This is a genomic window from Photobacterium salinisoli (genome assembly GCF_003614885.1).
GTDB lineage: Bacteria > Pseudomonadota > Gammaproteobacteria > Enterobacterales > Vibrionaceae > Photobacterium > Photobacterium salinisoli.
Window position 1 is genome coordinate 1,032,964 of record NZ_QZMS01000011.1, and the last position, 18,110, is coordinate 1,051,073.

An 18,110-nucleotide genomic window follows, 5' to 3' on the forward strand; every position below is an offset into this window, starting at 1 on the left:
ACTGAAGCGCAGTCATCGCAGTTAACATGACCAACATAAACAAGACGTGGCAATCGGGTCGCACCAATCAATGTCATCCTCTTTGCGCCGGCGCTTGCGACGGGATCTGCTGGCCTGTAATTGTAACGACGCGGCTTTGCATGCTTTGAATTGCTGGGAAATCTCTTTCCCAATTGTTGTCCAGTGGCTGGTTTGCAGAATCGTGATGACTGCCCCTGAACAACTGGGTCCATTGTGAAACGCCGCATACGCACAGCGAAAACCCTTGTGAGGAGAAAGGTACCTTTGGTAACCCTGAATTGCCCGGATAGCTAACACTCGCATATTTACCCCTATTTACCGAAGCGTGTCATCAGACTGTCTTCTGGCATAGGCGGTCATCAGCGGTGAATTGTGAGCTTTCTGCGAATGTTCGGACAGTTCACCGTCACTTTAGGTGTCGATAGCCATGATTACGCCACCCGCATAGTCGCTAACCGGTACAGATCCAGCGCGCGTCGTTTCTGCTGTTCAGTCGGGCGTTTATCATGGCAGTAAAGCCAGTAGCAGGATTTCAGAATCTCATTGACTTCATCATGTTGCAGTCCGGCAGGGGTGGCAAGCGCGGTGAGTTCCAGAATTAAAAAGCACAGCTCATGGTGAAACGGCACAATGAAAAAGGCGCGATAAGCGTGTTTAAGGGCTTTATTGGCAAGGTTCTGTTGCCGGTATGACTGCGCTTTCTTAACCAGAGCGCCCCCCAGTTTCAGCCGTTGGTAAATTTCATCCTGAAAGCCGTTCAGCAGCTCAATCTGGCTGAGCATCAGCCCCTCGTCTTCTGTCTGGCCGCAGATTTGGCGCGCTTTGACCATGGCTGCTTCATACATGTCCGGCATACCGCAAAATCCATACATACGTGCCAGGTTCAGCGCGGTGTAAAAGTCATCCGCTGCTACGCTATCCATGTCAATTTGGCTTGCGATGCTGTAGCAATTCTGGATCTCCCCGCGCATACAGGCGAGTATCGCCAGTCCAACCAGCAGACTGGGATGATTTTCGAGCTGTTTATCTTCTTTCGCGGCTTTCTGATTAAGCTGGACAAGCGCGTTACGGGCTTCATCAATCAGCTTTGTCGCGTGTTTTGCATCACGGGAATAGATGCTGGCCAGCAGCAGTGAGATGGAGGCGTTCACTTCCACCCCGTAACTGTACTGGCTGGTGTCTGTGACTTTGCGTGTGAAACGCTGATAGCCGGTTGCGGCTTTGTTATGGTCCTGCTGGCGAGCGTACAGGTTCGCAATGATCAGCTCCCGGATTGGGTTAGCCGGATTGATTTTATGCAGCATCAGAAAGTGCTGTAAGGCTTGCGGCAGTTCGTCTTGTCTGATCAGGCAGTTAGCCAGTCCCTGACGGGCTTTGGGATGGTGCGGATGTTTTGCCAGAATTTCATGGAAAATCTCCTCTGCCTGCTTGAGTTTGCCTAAACCCTGAAGTGCATTACCAAACCCTATCATGGGCCAGATATGCTGAGTTTCCGCACAGGCCTGTAAATAAAAGGCTTCAGCCTCCTGGTGACGTTGCAACCGCAACAGGCAGTCACCCTGTAAGCGTGTGATGTAGCCTTTATACTTGGGGACGTCCTGAGCCAGCGCCGAGGCAAGATGCAGAGCTTGTTCGTACTGTTTTTCGTCAATGGCGGTGAGCAACACTTTTAATGCCGTTTTTCGCTCCAGTACGTATTCGATCCTCGAAATAAAATCAGAAAACCGAAACGGCTTAATCAGGTAATCGTCGGGCTCCAGTTCCAGAAAATGGGTCACGACCTGCTGGCTGTTATCGCCTGTCACACAGATAAATACGCTGCCGGGTGATAACAGATGGTTATGTTTGATTTCATCGAAAATAAGTCCGCCATCAATATGGTGCTGCATGTTGTAATCACAAAGCACCACATCGTACTGGTTGGTTCGCAGCAGCCGCAGCGCCTTCAGGCTGTCTGTGGTGGTCTGAATGTGTGAGTTGGACACACCGGCATTGGTCAGCATGGAGCGCATCAGCGAGATAGACGTATTGCTATCGTCAATGATTAAAAAAGCGTGATGGCATAACAACATAGGCTTCGCCTTCCCTGACAGAGCTTACTCATAGACAAGATTAGCCCATTGTTGCATATTTGTTCAGAAAATCACGCTACTTAGCCGCCATAACTGCAGAATTAAAATCTGTTTCACCTGGTTCAGCACTGGATAACCGGGCTGTTTCATGGCCATCCTTTGCGCTATGAGCAGCAAAGTAAAAGCCGAGAATAATGACCTGAAAAAGACACGCGAGCCAGCAGGGCAGAAACGGAATCCGGTTCTCACTTCGGGCTAAACCGTTAAATCGACAGGGAAATCCGTCTTAATCACTGAAATTCCAGTGAGAAAGCAATCCGGTCTGGTTGATAAAATAGTCAGATTATTGATGAGATGAGGACGGGTAATGCCGGTAACAGTAAGTGCAGATGGGTTGAGTATTGTTCACCAGGGCTCGGAGGGCGTGGCCAACGCCGATATTCCGGATGTCTGTATGACACAGTGTGGGCCACCCGTAGTGCCGATTCCGTATTCCAATGAAGCCAAATCAGCCGATCTGGTGGAAGGGACAACGACGGTCACCATGGATGGCGGCAACAGTATCGCGATCAAACCCAGTAAGTTCTCGACCAGTACCGGCGATGAAGGCGGAGACAAAAAGGGCATCGTCTCTGGTGTGATTCAGGGGGAAGCGGCTTTTGTCACCGTCTCTGCAACCGTCAAATTCGAAGGCGAAGGGGTTGCCCGCTTGTCCGACATGATGACCATGAACAAAGCCAATACCATGTGTCTGTCGGGTGTCTCCCAAGCCAGCGTCGAAGTACCGCCAGATGAAGCGGCGACCTTTGACGTCACCTTGAGTTGCCGATACCCAACAGGCGCCCCGCTGGCCAATGCGCCGTTTACAGTCACCGATGAAGGCGGTGCAGAGTTGGGCAGTGGTACGCTGGATGCTTCCGGGCAGGCCGTGGTCAGCGGGTTGGAAGAAACCCTGTGTATTTTCAATATTCAGGAATCCCAGGACCCGTATCAGCCCTACAACAACCTGCCGGAGAATGACACCGAAAACCCGTATCCGGATTTATTCAGTTATTGCTCCGCTGTTGCGGGTAATCGCGTGCCGTTCTGGCAGGAACGCAGTGGCGTGCGCAATGACTGGGGTGTGCTGCTGTCGGAAACCTTCTCTGATCCGGATTTTGAATCACTGGTGCGGTTTGAAAGTCAGTTCAGCGCCACGTTTTTCGCCACCGAACATCAGCACAAAGTGTTTGGCGAATGTTTTGTGTCTGCCATGGACTGGATTCAGCGTGATGCAGAGACAGTCGATCACTATGTGCCACTGATTCACAGCCTGGCGCCATTGTGTCATCCGCAGGGGCATATTCTCGATGCCCTGTTCACGCCGGACGAATTTCTGCCGCCGGCCTTTTTGCTGGGCGGTGTACGCTATCACGGCACAGGCAACAGTATCGAATACATCCGCAATATGGATTGGGAGGCTGTCGCTCAGTCGTTCAGTCAGTACATCGACAATTTTGTCGGCGTGATAGCCGATTACCTCACCTTTATTAAACTGCAGGCTGAATACGAGCACCGCACCGTGATTGTGGAAGGGATTGCCCGTTATGAAGATGGCTTAAAAACCCTGAAGCGGCTTCTGCCGGATATTACTGCACAATATTTTTCTTCTTTAAGTGAGAAGCTGATGCAGCTAATTGAAAACGCAGAAGAAAGCATTGTGACAAACACCCAGGTTTCCGGTTACAGTTCCACAGTCGGCCAGGTGACAGCTGTGGTTTTCACAACAGCAAACACCGGACAGGAAAGCCTGATTCCGTTCCTCGATGTGTATTCAGACTAAGGTAACACGAGCATGAAAACCGCATTTCCCATCTGTCAGGTCGACGGTAGCCAGTTCAACGATGTGTCTGCACTGAAGGTGCTGCTGAACGGGCAGACCAGTGGTCGTTACATCATCAGTAAAGGCCGTGGCTGGCACGGCGGCATTCACTTCAATAACCGCATTGCATTCTGGGCACAGCACTTTCAGCCGGTTCAGGCCATGGCCGACGGTGAGCTGGTGGCTTATCGCATGGCGGAAGAATACCCGACCACACAGTATCTGGAGACCACTTCCAGCTACAGTAACAACTTTTGCCTGCTGCGCCATACCTTCCAGAACCCGGATAAAGAAGACGAAAGTTATACTTTCTATTCTCTCTACATGCATTTGCAATCGCAGAAAGAAATCCAGGATTCGATCACAGCGGCAGAGAGTGCGAGTCAGATAACCTATATCCGCTTGAAAAAGAATTGGAACTCTCGGGGTGAGCCGGGAAGTGCAGATTTTGACAAGAAAGTGTTACTGCCTAAAGATTCAATCCTGAAGCTTATTGATCCTTCACGAGCAACAGTAACCAAAAACAAGATTAGAAATACCGAATATGACTTTCTTAAGGTCAAAGTGGTCTGCGTCGGTCAGTATGTTGGTAATAAGGATAAAGTTAAGATTCAGAATGAAGCCGATCAGAAGCTGAATCAGGAGGTCTGGCTGGCCATTAAGCAATACGGTGAAGGCACCAATCCGGAGGAGTTTTGGAATAATTTGGCTGAGCCGTTAACCAAACAAATGCCACCATGGCACACCAAAAATGGCCCGGAAAATAATTTGCCCATCGTCGTTGATGGTAGCGTCCAGGTGCCCGAACTGCCGATTAACATCAAAGCCGGCGAACACCTGGGTTATCTGGGTAAGTATGAGTACCTGAAAAATGCCCAGGGCAATATTGATCAGGAATATCGCGTTCATCTTGAAGTGTTCTCAAACGATCGCCCGCCGGAATATTTCCTGAAAGCGCTGGCTGGTGGACAAGAAGAACATGGTTTTCAGGTTATCGACGGCAGCAGCAGTACCGGCGTCATGGAGCCGGCAAACACCTTCTTCAACGACATTCGCCGCGCAATCGACACAGATAACGACGGCCAGATCTCAGAAAACGAACTGGTTGCCTTCTATCAGGCCGCCACTAACAGACTTGAAAAAGTAATCGCCAAGCACCCGAGTGAGTGGTATTTCAAAGAAGATGATTTAGCTATTAAATACAAAAAACTAATAGAGAAAGGACGTGAAATACAAGAAAACAAGCTGAGGAGCTATTATCAATCTGAAGAAGGATATCAGAATTCACCTTATCCTGAAATGATTGAATCTATATATAGCCAATTTATAAACCACGAGCAGCAGCGGATTGAGAAAATCACGTGGATTCAAAAAATTGATCTCAATGTGTTGAATATTGAATCTAGGGTTTGGCATATTTGGCCGTTATCGATTTCAAATATTAAGGATGGTGAACGTCATTGGCATGAACCAATCTTAAATCCGATGAGTACAAACCATTATCAAAGTGGTGGAAAATGTATTTACTGGGGATTGTTTGGGGACGACATAAGAAAAGAAAAAGCAGGTGCTCATCGAGGTCTTGATATTTTTGCTGAAGTTGGCACCAACGTCTATGCCTGCGTGGATGCAGAGATTCAGCATACAAGGCATTCTAATTCTAACGGAAATTTAATTGTTTTAAGGGTAACGGATAAGAAACTCGTGCAGAGAATATGGAGTGAACGTTTAGATTATAAAGTTCATGAATTATCGGATCGAAGTGAAGGGACTATAGGAAAGGATGTAAATATTGACAATGGATTACGTTTTGCATACATGCATCTCAAATCAATTGGTATCAATCCTGAAACAGGAAAACCTTTGAAAGCAGGTGATAAGGTAAAAAAAGGACAGATAATTGCTAAGTCAGGTGTTTCAGGTACTAAGTCAATTGGTACATGTGCGCCACATTTGCATTTTGAAGTTTCGACAGAGCATAAGTATCGTGATTCTTATACGAAAATTAACCCAGGATATTTTTTAGATTATAAATACTATGATGATCAATCAGAAGCTGATATTAAGCTACAAAAAGAGGTAAGTAAATCGGCATATATTGGACATTATGGAGATAGTGCATTCAAGCCAAGCGGAAATATTGGTTGATGATTGATTTTATGACTATAAGGAAGGGGTATGTTTTATTCAAAGAGGACTAATCCATTGTATTTTATGCTCGTAGTAATTGCTGCTATATATTCGTCATACTCAGAATCTAGTTTAGAAATTAATGGGGTTAAATTCAACTTATATTGTAATGATCTTCATCAAGGAGAATATATTACAGATAAATTTGGAACATATCCAAAATATGAGATGGAGGATGGATATAATGGAACAGTCAGTTTAAGCATAATAGGTGATGGTTTTACAATTACTAAAGATGGAAAACTATCATTATCGGGTGCACTCAACTCAAGCTTGGTGAAGGTGGATAGAAGTTCAGGGTTTATTCTTGGTGAATATGATACACATTATTACATCTTTGATTTTAATGAAAAGTTATCTTTGATAAATTATGTTAAAAAGAATACTGATGAATCAGTAGAAGATGTTTTTTTTGAATGTGAACATCATCATTCAATTGACGAAATAAACGCTATAAATCAGTACTTGAGAGATGTAATAAATTTTAAGTGAACTATATGTATCTACCAGATAGTAAGGGTTTCGACTTGTGCCGTCAGGGAGATTAGCATGAAACTAGTTACTATGTCTGCATTAGTCGCTAATCTAAGTGTAGGCATGCAGGTAAATGAAGATGAATATTCATTTCAATTTCACTGTGATGATAGTTACGAGGTTGGGGGGATTTATCAGTATGACCCAGATGATGAAAGTGAAGATGATGGTTATGGTGGCGTCGTTGGCTTATTGATAAAAGGCGATAATTTAACGATTAAACACAATGGCGGCACAGTTGTTGAAAAACGATTGTCATCTCCAGACGTTGAAGTGAATCGTTACGATGAATTCTCAGTGTATCTTGATGAAGGAAATTATTATTCATTTATTTTAAAAGAAATTTAAGTTGTTCATTACATGATATCGACCGGTGAGAAAAAGGAAGAAAACTACTTAGAATGTAAGAGTTTTTTGACACAATTGAAACAGGCTGAAATCGCTGATCATATAAGAAGCTTTAAAGAGTGAGGTTATTGGTTGTAACGCTGCGATTTATTGGCTAGTTTTCCATTAATTTCATCTGTCAGGCTGCCTGGAACCTACTTTGTAAAAAAAATCTGATTTCGAAGTTGGTCGAGAAAGGTTTATTAAAAGAAGGAATTATTTGCAATGAGAGGATTTTATTTTTTAGTGTTGCTTTTTTCTGTGCAATCTTTTGCAGATGATATAAGTAACTACCGTTATTATAAAAAATGGCAAGCATTTTCCAATGCGAAAGAAATAGGAGCTATTTATATAAAAGTTGATCATCCATGCATCATAGTAGAGAATAAAGAAAAGATACTGTCAGATGTTCCCCAGTCAGCTTAATTTAGAAAATGACTATCCAACAATATATCCAACAGAAATAAATTTCGATGGAGCTAACTTGTTTTTTATGTCGCAGGTCCATGGTCAGAGCAAAAATGTAGCATAGATTTACCTAATGAGGAAATCAAATGCAGTCCGACTGGTAATTGAGATTTTTAATATTGAACTGCTTTAAATCATCAGAGGTTAGTATTCATCTGCTGATTTAAAGTAGTATGTTGGTTTAGTGGTATTACCAGTTGGAGTTAACTGATTTAAGATATGATTATAAAATGCGTATTCATAATTTTCACTATAATTACAAGTTATTACTCATTTGCTAATGACAATAAACATTGTTCGGGTGCAATCGTAAAATTGATGAAAAATGATGCATTTCATTCAAATGATGGGGAGCATCACAAAGATCAGTTAAAAGCGTACTCCTGTAAAAAAACATCCGATAGTGCCTATACAATAGCCTCATATTTACAGCTCAGTGAGAAAGATAATAAATATGATTTATATCATTGGCGAGTTTTGTTAATTAAAGATGAGCAGCGTATTGATTCTTCGTATTCAGGATTCATAGAGGAAGAGACTGAGATTGCAGTCGGTGATGATCCAATTTTATTAGACACTCATGAATATTATCTTGATAATAACGTCAAAGCATTTGGCGTGATATTGAATGTTGGGTATACAGCCCCCTGTTCTACAGGTGGCAGGAATCAGTATTTCAATTTATTTGTTCAAAACCAGAATAATATGAATCGGGTGTTGATTGATTATCCAATGCAAGATTGGTTTATTTTAAAAGGGAATACTTGCTATGAAGATCAAAGAGTCATCAAGCAGATAGTAAATTCATCCGTTGAAGTACAAGAAACAAAAACAAATGGTTTCTTCGATTTACTAGTAAAACGTAGAGAAATAATTGAAAATGAACGGGATGAGGTGCTGGATGAGCAACTGAAAGTCATTCACCGCAATAAGCTACTGAAGTTTGATGGTCATTTTTATCGATGATCCGTTACTGATCATGTCTTGAGAACGTTAGATAATGAAAGTCAGGTTACCAGCTTTATATCTATTGATGCTTCTGTGTTCATTGAGAGCATATGCATATAATTCATTCAGCTTTGATTGTCAGATCGACTATACGCAAGACATTGTGAGTGAACAAGGCCAGTATATTAGACTTGCACCATATCAAACCAAATATGATTTTCAAGAGCTAGGTATTACGGTCGCACCTAAAAATCACCCAGAATATCCAGAAAATTATTTAGTTATCAATGAACCTCTGATTAGAAATTATCATATCGAGGTTGAAGGTGATAATTTTATTATGAAGAGTAATGAAAAAGCACTCATAAATACGAGTCTTAAGAAGCCTTCAGAGGGTATTGTGATCAATGCAATTGTTCAACATTTTTCAGAGTCTTACGTGTTAATTAACTTTTCATTTTATAACCCAAAGACCATGCTAAGACAGCATGATTGGGAAATCATTTTTGATAATTATGATGATATAATTAACACTAACAATGTCACTAGGGGGATGGATTTTGAACATTCATATAGTATTTACGAATGTATGAATGGCCTGGAAGAAACAAATTTTGAAGCCTATCAGAAGTATTGGGGGACACTACTAGAAGCAATACTTCAAAAGAAAATTGAAATAACCCCAGAAAATCCTTATTGATATTCATGTATGGTTACATACAAGGATTCCAGTGTGCATGTGTTTTTTATCAAAAAAGATGCTCTTTGTATCACAGGTTACAATAATAAAATAAAAGTCGAAATTGATATTGTCAGATGTGGAAGTGGAGATATAGATGAATAAGAATGAAATATACCAGAAAACTCTCTATATTATCTTGTCTATTATTTCGTTTTTTTCAGCGGGTACTGAAGCTCGAATTGTAACTGAAGAATTTAGCTATGAACTGGTTTGTCATGATCTTCATCGGGGGGAAATGATCGTTGATTCGGTGATTGGAGCATATCACGAATATGAAATGGATGATGGGTACAGCGGTCAAGTAAAACTAGTTATTTCTGATGACCAAATATTAATTTATAAAGATAATGGGCTGATGATTAATGATGAATTAACTTCCAATGCTGTTGAAATGATAGGGTCATCTAGAATTAAAGTATCAAAAACGGATGATGAATATTTTTCTTTTCATCTAGGTCGTACAGATTTGGTTTTGATACAACATTTAATACAATATGATGAAACATTTAAAGATTTCTTTTTTGAGTGTCCAAACACACCGACGATTGGAAATACAGAAAAATTATTTGAACATATACATAATGTTAAGCTTAATCAATTACCATGATAATGCTTAAAGAGAGTTGTGCTAACAGGAGAGTATATTTCTAAGTTTTCCCTATTCAACAGTGACTTGACTAAAGAATAGATATTATATCGCTTTGAATCGATAGTTTAGATGAGTACAGATAAAATGCAGAAAAATGATATCAAATTGTGTGTAAGAACTATCGTGACATCCTCCTTGCTTATCCTCAGCATGAGCGTCTATGCTGCGTCAGGTTCTGGGTGTCAGGAAAGCGATCTGAGTCTGATTCATGAATATCAGGATGACAACGATAGTGAATTCCGAGGCAATATAGAATCGATCCAGTGTAAAACACATCCGCAGCATGAAGATATTGTGTTTGCTTCATATATCAGGAGTGAGCATAAAACTGAGCGACATCAGAATTATTTGTGGCGTGTGTTACTGCTTGACCGGAGGACCAAGCGAGCACTCGCTAGCTACAAAAATGTCATCGTTGAAGGAGGCGATACACGCATCGATGAGAATAGCATCATGCTGGATACAGCAAGATATTATTTGAACGATGAAGTACGTGCATTAGGAGTGCGTTTACATACAGGGGATAAACCGAGATGCGCAGGTTTTCTGGAGAATGATTTCTTAACTTTGTTTGTCCAGAAAGGAGAGAAACTTGTTCCTGTACTCAAAAACATGCCAACCTATTCTTGGAGATTAGTCGAAGGCGATCATTGCAATGGCTATGAAGGTGTTATTCAAGAGAAAACCGTTCACACCATTTTGCATTTACTGAATACGGAAACGAATGGGTACAGAGACATTCGACTTTCGGATAAAGTAGAGGATTTTACGTTTGATCCCAAAAGAGGGTCAGAAGAAAAAAAGAAACGCGTCAATCATGTGGTTCAGTTCAATGGTGAACGATATGAAACGTCGTCGGGTGGATTTTTATTGAACGAAGTTTCAGAGAGCCAATCTGGTTCAACTCTTTTGGATGAAGCGAACGAAGAATCAGCCGGTGAATATCAACCTCGTGTTAACATTGATGCCCATGGTCTCTATCTTGATCAGAACATGATGAATGAAAATATCATCAAAGCCAGTACTTATGCATATCGGGTTGTAGAAGAGAAAGCAGATGGACATCTGAAAGTTGTAAGATTTACTTTTCTTTCCAGTACCAACCAGGAATGTCTCTTCAACATGAATATCGTGAATGACAGTATCCAGTTGAATGATGCCATTTGTTTGAATTTATTGTACGACAGAGAAAAAGAACAATTGAATCACTATCTGTATCAGTACGAATATAATGGAACGAATCTGAAGGCATTTGATGAACTGCCGTCAGAAGAAATGTTTTCTTCAATGTTTAACCATATTGATCATTCATTTTGGAATGTGCCTGTAATGGACCAATACGGGAGATATAAAAACATGACTAAAAAATGCAAAATAAAAACTGAAGTCAGGAAAAGTGGTTTTGATTCTTTTGATATCAGCAGTGTTTACTGTGATATTGAATCAAAGTTGTGACTTTTATCTTCAATGAGTGCTCTGTGTGTCCCTTGGCAAATGGGAAGCTGATCTCAATTTGTGGTCGTGACCAATTGCAGATGTATCAATATGGTCGCCCAGGTTATGTTGAGCTGGCATTGACACCCATGATTCTTTGTACTCAGAGTTCAATCGGGATGGTGCCGGACGATCGTGAAACCGAAACACTGCTGTCACAATATCGTAGTCTGGTACCGGCCGAATTCGGTTTTGAAACCTGGGTGAATCAAGACCAAGATTTGGATGAGTATAGAGAATAATGAAATGAGTAAATTGATATTTTCAGCAATGCTGCTGTTTTCTCACGTTGCTCAAGCAGGCAGCAGTGACAATCTGTTTGAGTTTGAATTGAGCTGTGATGATTTGCACAGAGGCGAATATATTACCAACGAGTACGGGACCTATCCAGTCTATGAGATGGAAGATGGTTATAGTGGGAAAGTGGAATTAATTGTCTCCGGTGAGGATGCCTCGATTTACAGAAATGATGCATTGGCCGTCGAAAATAAGGTGACTTCCGAATCAGTCACCATGGATCCCTTAGGTTTTCTGAAAATAGCAACTGCAGAATATAACTATTATACATTCAGCTTTATCGATGATGAGGCGCTTTTGGTGAATCACGTGTTTACAGAAGGTGATACCGTGAAGGATGCATTTCTGGAATGCGAGTATGTGCCGGATATCAAGCGGGTGACTGCGCTCTACCAGCACATTCAAGCTTTGAAGGTCAATGAATCATGAAACGATTGAAATTGATGGTGTCTGCCTCCCTCTTTCTTTCGGTGTGGGCGGGTTCGGCACAGGCCGCGCAAACCCAGTTATGCAGTAATGCCATGATGCCGGTATTGACGTCTGATGCCCGCAATCAGAATGATTCTGAGTGGAATGAAGATAATTTCCGCTCGGTTGCTTGTAAGCGCTTACCGGGAGAGCCAGAGATCATGTTGGGGTCATATTTTCAGCGCCGTTTTATGGATCCGCTCGATGACTCATCTCAGTACCTCTGGCGCGTTGTCTTGGTTGATACAACAACGCATAAGGTGGTTTCTGCTTATACCGGTTCAGTTGGCGATGAAGGGGGAATTCGGATTGATAGTGATCAGATCTGGCTGGATACCGCACGTTATTACCTGAACGATGACACCAGAGCCTTCGGGGTTCGGTTAGATATAGGCCATGCTTCCCGGTATGCAGAGGGTGGGGCGTCTGGCTATATGACGCTCTTTGTGCGCGAGCAGGAAAAGTTACAGCCTGTACTGAAAAGTTTGCCGATGAATTACTGGACGAATCAGGAAGGCCATTTTTCAGTGACCGATGAGCCTGTCCCGATTCATCAGGCCAAAGTCTATATCAATATCGGAAATAAAATCTCCCATGGATACCGTGATTTAAAACTGGCGACAAAAGTGAAAGATAAGATGAGCGATCAATATTTTTCAGATGTTTATGAAAAAGCCTGGAGTTTTGAACAGACGCTGAAATTTGACGGAAAAGCCTATCAGGGATTTAAAGCATGGCCGTGATTTGCGGGACAGAAGGCGCACAGGATTGCCTGTTGCCAGTCTTGTTTGATGCCTGTGAATTCGGGGACGAGGGATGATGTTACGTATCTTCTGGCTGGGCATTGTGCTGTTGTCAGCTCCGGCGGCAGCCCTTGATATACACACAGAGAACCGCCGCGACAATGGCGAACCCTATTGTGCGATACAGCTCAGTTCACAGGGGCAAGTGCTTGAAACGCAATTATGGGGAACCTGGTGTGGCGGTGTTCAAACAGAGGCGGTGTATCGTGACAGTGATCAACTGCAAAAACTGACTGTGGTGCATGACCGGGGCAAGTATTCAACCAGCTATTACATCAATACGGCCGGTCCGCTTGCTATTGCTGCACAAGTGTCTTTCACCCGGCATCCATTCCTGCCAGATTTCCGAATGCTTGAACAGCAGGTCTGGCAATCTCTGGCTGTGGAGCTGGACCGGATTCGTTCCTCAGTGGATGTGAATCTTTTATCCATGCTGTACAACTTGCCTTTGGATGTCAGCCGATATTCTCCGGCCCAACTCTTTGACGAGCAAAATTTTTCTTTATTGAATCGTATCGGGCATGTCACCAACGCAGGCTGTCTGGCTGGGGAAACTTATGTCTATCTGTGTGACATCGGGCGTGAGCGTGTGGCTAGCGTTTGTTTCCGTGAGCAAGATCAGGCGTTGATTTACAGGTTTTCTAAAGCGGGCACGCAGGAACTCACAGTGGCAAAAACGTTGACCAGTCCCGGTGCTATCGACTTATCGTTCCAGCGCGGTCGTTACAAGTACCAGATTGATTCGCAGGCGCACCAGCTTCGGGTCAGTCTGCAATCACAATTGCTTTTCGAAGCGGCATGCAGGTAGTTCACCATGAAGCAAATGAAGTCTTTACTTACTGTGCTGAGCTTGATGCTCAGTGCTTCTGTCTGGTCTGAAACCACAGCCGGGAAAAATCCGGTGGCTTTGGTGAGGTCTGTCGAGATTGGTGAGCATGCGGTCAGCGTTCAGTTTGCTGATGGGCGGATGCAATCCATCCCGGTGCCCCACGACATTGAGTATCTGGATTACAGTGCCCGCTTTTTGGATATCAACTTTGACGGGCATCCTGATTTGGTGATTGACGATAACCTGGGAGCCAATCAGTTATCTGAAGTGTTTTTATATCATCCGAAAGCGCGGTTGTTTTCTCAGGAAGCGGACTGGAAAATGAATGGATTACACTTGAACCCGCGGCGAAAGCTGGTGTGCGGTCTGCACCGTATCAGCAATACTCAGTATGAAATTCAGATTCTGACGAAAAATGGCAGCTTCCAACATGTGACATTTGATTATGAGCGAAATGCAGGTACTTCCGAGATGACCCGGCAAAGTTTAAGCCAGGAAGTTTTTGAAGCGCTTAAACAGCGTTGTCTGAATTGAGCTGTGAACAATTTCTCGCATTACTTGATGAAATCCTAAGTGTCTGCATGCTTGTTTTTTACTCCGAATTCTCTACAAAGCATATGTGTTGAAATTCAAGAATGAAAGTGAATAAAGGTTAGTGCTTATGATAGCCATTAAGAAAAAGTATGCCGTTGTATTCATGAGCCTAATTGTAGTTGGTATTTCATCGTTCTTACACGAAGATGACTACGTTGCTGATTTAGGCTTAGGTATGACAGTATCTGGCGATAAATATGTCGATAGTGGTGATTGGGTCTTTAATTGTCACAATGGCGATCTCATCAAAAAGGATGACATACTTTTTCCAGATTTTGATGGCAATGATTTGATGAATCACTTGCTTGCTAAAGGCTATGATTTCAGCCGTAGTTTAAGTAAAAAGTCAGTGATCAATGGCTTCTTCCAGTTATCTGACTGGCAAGGAAGGTTAGAATACAGCACTTCTAAATTGTCGCCATATTCTATAGGAATCAGTGGAAATACATGGACAACAAGGTTTGTGAATGATAATAAAGAAGAATATTTAATCTATGTGATTAATGATAGATTGGATAAGTTGAACGAGATTAACGAATGGTCTTTACTGGTATCAGATTATAGTCCAGAAAAGATTTACCAGAAAGATGAATTAATAAATTTAGCTATAAGTAGCTGTGACAAAGAACAGATCTTAGATAATTGACAATATTCAAGTTAATCGTTAAGAGGGTACAATTTTTTTCTGTAATAACAATCGTGGTGTTTACCAGTGCTTGTTATCCAATAAATATGTTGTATATGGTTTTATATGATGATTTCAAGTTATGCCGTAAGGGAGATTAGCGATTAAACTGGTTATTCTGTCTGCATTAGTCGCTAATCTAAGTTCAAGTATGCAGTTCAATAAAAATGAATATTCATTTCAATTCCACTGTGATGATAGTCACGAGGTTGGGGATGTTTATCCTTACGATCCAGATGATGAAGGTGAAGATGATGGTTATGGCGGGATCGTCGACTTATTGATAAAAGGCGATAATTTAACGGTCAAACACAATGGAGACATAGTTGCTGAAAAACGATTGTCGTCTCCCGACGTTAAAGTGAATCGTTACAATGAATTTTCAGTGTATCTTGATGAAGAAAATTATTATTCATTTCTGTTAAAAGAAATTTCAGTTGTTCATTACATGATATCGACCGGTGAGAAAAGGGAAGAAAACCACTTAGAATGTAAGGAGTTTTTGACGCAAGTGAAACAGGCCGAATTCGCTGATCATATCAGAAGTTTCAAAAAATGAGGTTGTTGCTTTTGACTTTGAAATTCTAGCACCTGTTTTCAATTTAGGAGCGTGACCAAGAGTTTGTCTGTCATCATGTATTAAACAAACCAAAGCTGCCTGTTGATTTATCAAGTAATACCTTAAATATCATCAACGAAATGTCGCCTTTAGGGTTGAAATCAACGGAAGGTAATAATAATGATGTTTCAACGTTCTTGGCTAAAGGTGTCATGTTTTACAGCTTGTATCGGCTTCATCTCTTCAGTGGCAACTGCTGGGGAAGTACAGGTACTCAGCGCCGTCGTGAAAGGCCAGTCAATCCAGGATGCCGACGTGACCTGGCAGCGTGCCGGTGAAAACTCTGTGAGAGTGAAAACCAACGCACAGGGCAAAGCGGATACCGCTCAGCTTGTTGACGACCTGAATACGACCATGCTGATTGAAAAAGAAGGCTATTCGACGCTGGTTGTAAAATGCCCTTGTGAAGGCTTTACCTATGCGTTATCTCCGGAAATGCCGAATCTGGATGGTTTGCGAGTTGTCTTAACCTGGGGCAGTTCACCATCGGATCTGGATTCTCACCTGGTCTTTCCGGGCAACCATGTGTATTTCTCCCAAAAGCAAGGTGATCAGACTCATCTGGATGTTGATGACACCTCATCTTATGGTCCTGAAACTATTACTGTGGTGAAAAAGAAACAGGGCGAGCGATATGTCTATATGGTACGCGACTTTTCAAATGGCAACCGTAATGAGTCGACGGCTTTGTCTGCCAGTAACGCGCGTGTCGATGTATATATCGGTAAAACGCATATCAGAAGTTACAAAGTTCGTAATGATGTCCGTGCCAATAGCTGGGTAGTCTTCGGCATCGATGGAGAGGGTGCCTTCCACGACATCAATCAGTACCTGTCTTTAGTTAAAAACAAGGACATCAACAGCCATCTGGCTGGCGTACTGGCTGCTGACTCCTTTGAATCGCACAGTCTGGTGACAAATGCCATGATCGCTCAGGCAAAACGCCTGAATACGGCTGGCGAAAAAGCCTATCAGGAAAAAGATTATCTGGCTGCCATGTATTACTTTCAGGATGCCATTAACCTCAATCCGGATTTCAGCCAGGCATACAGTAATCTGGGTGTGACTTATCCTAAACTAGACAGACGTGCTGAAGCATTATGGGCCAACCGAAAGGCGATTGAACTGGCTTCCGGTAACCGTGCTGATCGTATTAAAGCCGGGTCTTACTACAATATTGGCCGCATTTATGAAGCTTCTTCTGAGTGGCAAAGTGCTTTGGATAATTTCGAATCGGCATTACGTCTTCGCGAGCATTCTGCATACCAGAGCGGGATTGAACGCATGAAAGAGAAATTACACATTCAATAATGACCTTGCCTTAAAACGCCTGCTTTGACGGGCGTTTTTCTTATTTTGGATGACGTTATGAGATTGACACATTTTGTCCTAGCTCTTAGCTTGTGTGCTTGCTGGGCGCAGGCCGCCGGGCCAGAAAAAGTTGCCACAACAGACAGAGACTTATGGCCTGAAGCAATCCACTCACAAGCGGCTTTTGACAGTGCTTCTGCCGCAGAGATACTGCAGTTTGTTCATGTCATGGCGAAAGTACCTCTGGCAAGCGAAGAGGACATCTCTCGTTTTACCGGTGTGAAGCAGGTGAGTGTTGACTCTGTCGTAACATGGCGTACCAAAACGCAGCAGCGAATGCTGGAAGGGTATCGTTTGGCTTCTCACAATCAGTCAGTGAAGCATTGGGACGATCTGGTCAGGATCGCGGATGAACGCCTGCCGGTTTTTAACAGCCAATGGCGTCAATCCAGTGAGCAGTTTTACCGCTATTACTTGTTTGAGCAGGTCCGTCTGGCGGCACTGTTTCCCCGCATCAGCAGTGAAATTCTGACTCATAATGACAATGAGGTGACAGGGGAGCGCTTTGAAGACGGCGAGTTTCTGCTGACCTACGATGACGGCCCGCACCCCACGCGCACCCAGACACTGATTAATCAGCTGAATTACAGAGGCATCCAGGCATACTTTTTTGTGCTGGGGAGTAAGCTGGTTCCGGCTGAACAAAAGCACTGGTATCAGTCTCAGTGTCTTGGCTCGCACGGTTGGCGACACCATGCACATAAGGTGCTGGATAAATCGAAAGACTCCATTCACAGCACGGATCAGGTCATGGCGCAATTGGCTTCCCTGCCGTCAGACTCCGGCTTCCGCCCGCCTTATGGTATGCGAAGCCTGGCGCTGTCACAGTGGTTACAACGTCAGGGCAAACCTGTTTATCTGTGGACGATTGACAGCCAGGACTGGAATGCCCGTCTGTCATCCCGGCAGGTTGCGGATCGTGTCATGACATTGATGTTGCTATGGCGCAAGGGGATAGTGCTTTTCCATGACATTCACCCTCACGCGACGGTTGTGTTGAATGATCTTGACAGCATGGTACATCAGGCCGGGCTGAAATGGCGGTCGTGTACATAAACAGCGAATGACGCTGGACACT

20 protein-coding genes are annotated in these 18,110 nt (G+C 43.1%); 18 read left to right on the forward strand and 2 right to left on the reverse strand.

Features of this window, described 5'->3' with window-relative positions; all coding sequences use genetic code 11:
- Positions 1-21: 21 nt before the first annotated feature.
- Together yidD and D6M16_RS15990 are read right to left on the reverse strand one after the other, a co-directional pair.
- Complete coding sequence (gene yidD, locus D6M16_RS22715) at positions 22-324, reverse strand: membrane protein insertion efficiency factor YidD (RefSeq protein ID WP_120512811.1); 303 nt, start codon at positions 322-324, stop codon at positions 22-24.
- A 128-nt stretch (positions 325-452) separates the two neighbouring features.
- Complete coding sequence (locus D6M16_RS15990; protein ID WP_120512812.1) at positions 453-2,093, reverse strand: tetratricopeptide repeat-containing response regulator; 1,641 nt, start codon at positions 2,091-2,093, stop codon at positions 453-455.
- A 367-nt stretch (positions 2,094-2,460) separates the two neighbouring features.
- On the opposite strand from D6M16_RS15990, the gene D6M16_RS15995 reads away from it, so the two are divergent.
- The 18 genes from D6M16_RS15995 to D6M16_RS16080 all read left to right on the forward strand — a co-directional run bounded on the left by D6M16_RS15995 (position 2,461) and on the right by D6M16_RS16080 (position 18,088).
- Positions 2,461-3,915 (forward strand): DUF4150 domain-containing protein, encoded by a 1,455-nt coding sequence (locus D6M16_RS15995; RefSeq protein WP_120512813.1) that lies wholly within the window; start codon positions 2,461-2,463, stop codon positions 3,913-3,915.
- Between the two features lie 12 nt (positions 3,916-3,927).
- Positions 3,928-6,102 carry a M23 family metallopeptidase gene (locus D6M16_RS16000; protein ID WP_120512814.1) on the forward strand — a complete coding sequence of 725 codons (2,175 nt, stop codon included), beginning with the start codon at positions 3,928-3,930 and terminating at the stop codon, positions 6,100-6,102.
- Positions 6,103-6,132: 30 nt separating this feature from the next.
- Positions 6,133-6,636, forward strand: a complete 504-nt coding sequence (locus tag D6M16_RS16005) for a hypothetical protein (protein ID WP_120512815.1) — start codon at positions 6,133-6,135, stop codon at positions 6,634-6,636.
- 57 nt (positions 6,637-6,693) lie between these two features.
- Positions 6,694-7,026 (forward strand): hypothetical protein, encoded by a 333-nt coding sequence (locus tag D6M16_RS16010; RefSeq protein WP_162941069.1) that lies wholly within the window; start codon positions 6,694-6,696, stop codon positions 7,024-7,026.
- A gap of 264 nt (positions 7,027-7,290) precedes the next feature.
- Complete coding sequence (locus D6M16_RS16015) at positions 7,291-7,491, forward strand: hypothetical protein (RefSeq protein WP_120512817.1); 201 nt, start codon at positions 7,291-7,293, stop codon at positions 7,489-7,491.
- A gap of 360 nt (positions 7,492-7,851) precedes the next feature.
- Positions 7,852-8,499, forward strand: coding sequence for a PA3715 family protein (locus D6M16_RS16020; RefSeq protein WP_120512818.1), 648 nt, complete (start codon positions 7,852-7,854; stop codon positions 8,497-8,499).
- A gap of 145 nt (positions 8,500-8,644) precedes the next feature.
- Entirely contained in the window at positions 8,645-9,181 is a 537-nt protein-coding gene (locus D6M16_RS16025) for a hypothetical protein (RefSeq protein WP_162941070.1), read from the forward strand.
- A 136-nt stretch (positions 9,182-9,317) separates the two neighbouring features.
- A complete protein-coding gene (locus D6M16_RS16030; RefSeq protein WP_120512820.1) occupies positions 9,318-9,830 on the forward strand; it encodes a hypothetical protein in 513 nt (170 codons plus the stop codon).
- Between the two features lie 111 nt (positions 9,831-9,941).
- Positions 9,942-11,327: a PA3715 family protein gene (locus tag D6M16_RS16035; RefSeq protein ID WP_120512821.1), complete on the forward strand. Its 1,386-nt coding sequence runs from the start codon at positions 9,942-9,944 to the stop codon at positions 11,325-11,327.
- A 23-nt stretch (positions 11,328-11,350) separates the two neighbouring features.
- Entirely contained in the window at positions 11,351-11,608 is a 258-nt protein-coding gene (locus tag D6M16_RS16040; RefSeq protein ID WP_162941071.1) for a hypothetical protein, read from the forward strand.
- Positions 11,609-11,612: 4 nt separating this feature from the next.
- Positions 11,613-12,092 (forward strand): hypothetical protein, encoded by a 480-nt coding sequence (locus tag D6M16_RS16045; protein WP_162941072.1) that lies wholly within the window; start codon positions 11,613-11,615, stop codon positions 12,090-12,092.
- Positions 12,089-12,874 carry a PA3715 family protein gene (locus D6M16_RS16050; RefSeq protein ID WP_120512824.1) on the forward strand — a complete coding sequence of 262 codons (786 nt, stop codon included), beginning with the start codon at positions 12,089-12,091 and terminating at the stop codon, positions 12,872-12,874. Before D6M16_RS16045 ends, D6M16_RS16050 begins: the two co-directional genes overlap by 4 nt.
- A 73-nt stretch (positions 12,875-12,947) precedes the next feature.
- Positions 12,948-13,742, forward strand: coding sequence for a hypothetical protein (locus D6M16_RS16055; protein ID WP_162941073.1), 795 nt, complete (start codon positions 12,948-12,950; stop codon positions 13,740-13,742).
- A gap of 6 nt (positions 13,743-13,748) precedes the next feature.
- Entirely contained in the window at positions 13,749-14,297 is a 549-nt protein-coding gene (locus tag D6M16_RS16060) for a hypothetical protein (protein ID WP_120512826.1), read from the forward strand.
- A 127-nt stretch (positions 14,298-14,424) separates the two neighbouring features.
- Positions 14,425-15,003 (forward strand): hypothetical protein, encoded by a 579-nt coding sequence (locus D6M16_RS16065; RefSeq protein WP_120512827.1) that lies wholly within the window; start codon positions 14,425-14,427, stop codon positions 15,001-15,003.
- Positions 15,004-15,193: 190 nt separating this feature from the next.
- A complete protein-coding gene (locus tag D6M16_RS16070; protein ID WP_120512828.1) occupies positions 15,194-15,601 on the forward strand; it encodes a hypothetical protein in 408 nt (135 codons plus the stop codon).
- A 180-nt stretch (positions 15,602-15,781) separates the two neighbouring features.
- Positions 15,782-16,972, forward strand: a complete 1,191-nt coding sequence (locus tag D6M16_RS16075; protein ID WP_205576913.1) for a tetratricopeptide repeat protein — start codon at positions 15,782-15,784, stop codon at positions 16,970-16,972.
- 57 nt (positions 16,973-17,029) lie between these two features.
- Positions 17,030-18,088 carry a polysaccharide deacetylase family protein gene (locus tag D6M16_RS16080; RefSeq protein ID WP_120512829.1) on the forward strand — a complete coding sequence of 353 codons (1,059 nt, stop codon included), beginning with the start codon at positions 17,030-17,032 and terminating at the stop codon, positions 18,086-18,088.
- Positions 18,089-18,110: the final 22 nt, after the last annotated feature.

Bases quoted from the DNA above. Each gene is read 5' to 3' on its own strand.
- yidD (WP_120512811.1), bottom strand. From the start codon at position 324: ATGCGAGTGTTAGCTATCCGGGCAATTCAGGGTTACCAAAGGTACCTT.
- D6M16_RS15990 (WP_120512812.1), bottom strand. From the start codon at position 2,093: ATGTTGTTATGCCATCACGCTTTTTTAATCATTGACGATAGCAATACG.
- D6M16_RS15995 (WP_120512813.1), top strand. From the start codon at position 2,461: ATGCCGGTAACAGTAAGTGCAGATGGGTTGAGTATTGTTCACCAGGGC.
- D6M16_RS16000 (WP_120512814.1), top strand. From the start codon at position 3,928: ATGAAAACCGCATTTCCCATCTGTCAGGTCGACGGTAGCCAGTTCAAC.
- D6M16_RS16005 (WP_120512815.1), top strand. From the start codon at position 6,133: ATGTTTTATTCAAAGAGGACTAATCCATTGTATTTTATGCTCGTAGTA.
- D6M16_RS16010 (WP_162941069.1), top strand. From the start codon at position 6,694: ATGAAACTAGTTACTATGTCTGCATTAGTCGCTAATCTAAGTGTAGGC.
- D6M16_RS16015 (WP_120512817.1), top strand. From the start codon at position 7,291: ATGAGAGGATTTTATTTTTTAGTGTTGCTTTTTTCTGTGCAATCTTTT.
- D6M16_RS16020 (WP_120512818.1), top strand. From the start codon at position 7,852: ATGAAAAATGATGCATTTCATTCAAATGATGGGGAGCATCACAAAGAT.
- D6M16_RS16030 (WP_120512820.1), top strand. From the start codon at position 9,318: ATGAATAAGAATGAAATATACCAGAAAACTCTCTATATTATCTTGTCT.
- D6M16_RS16035 (WP_120512821.1), top strand. From the start codon at position 9,942: ATGAGTACAGATAAAATGCAGAAAAATGATATCAAATTGTGTGTAAGA.
- D6M16_RS16045 (WP_162941072.1), top strand. From the start codon at position 11,613: ATGAGTAAATTGATATTTTCAGCAATGCTGCTGTTTTCTCACGTTGCT.
- D6M16_RS16050 (WP_120512824.1), top strand. From the start codon at position 12,089: ATGAAACGATTGAAATTGATGGTGTCTGCCTCCCTCTTTCTTTCGGTG.
- D6M16_RS16055 (WP_162941073.1), top strand. From the start codon at position 12,948: ATGATGTTACGTATCTTCTGGCTGGGCATTGTGCTGTTGTCAGCTCCG.
- D6M16_RS16060 (WP_120512826.1), top strand. From the start codon at position 13,749: ATGAAGCAAATGAAGTCTTTACTTACTGTGCTGAGCTTGATGCTCAGT.
- D6M16_RS16065 (WP_120512827.1), top strand. From the start codon at position 14,425: ATGATAGCCATTAAGAAAAAGTATGCCGTTGTATTCATGAGCCTAATT.
- D6M16_RS16070 (WP_120512828.1), top strand. From the start codon at position 15,194: ATGCAGTTCAATAAAAATGAATATTCATTTCAATTCCACTGTGATGAT.
- D6M16_RS16075 (WP_205576913.1), top strand. From the start codon at position 15,782: ATGATGTTTCAACGTTCTTGGCTAAAGGTGTCATGTTTTACAGCTTGT.
- D6M16_RS16080 (WP_120512829.1), top strand. From the start codon at position 17,030: ATGAGATTGACACATTTTGTCCTAGCTCTTAGCTTGTGTGCTTGCTGG.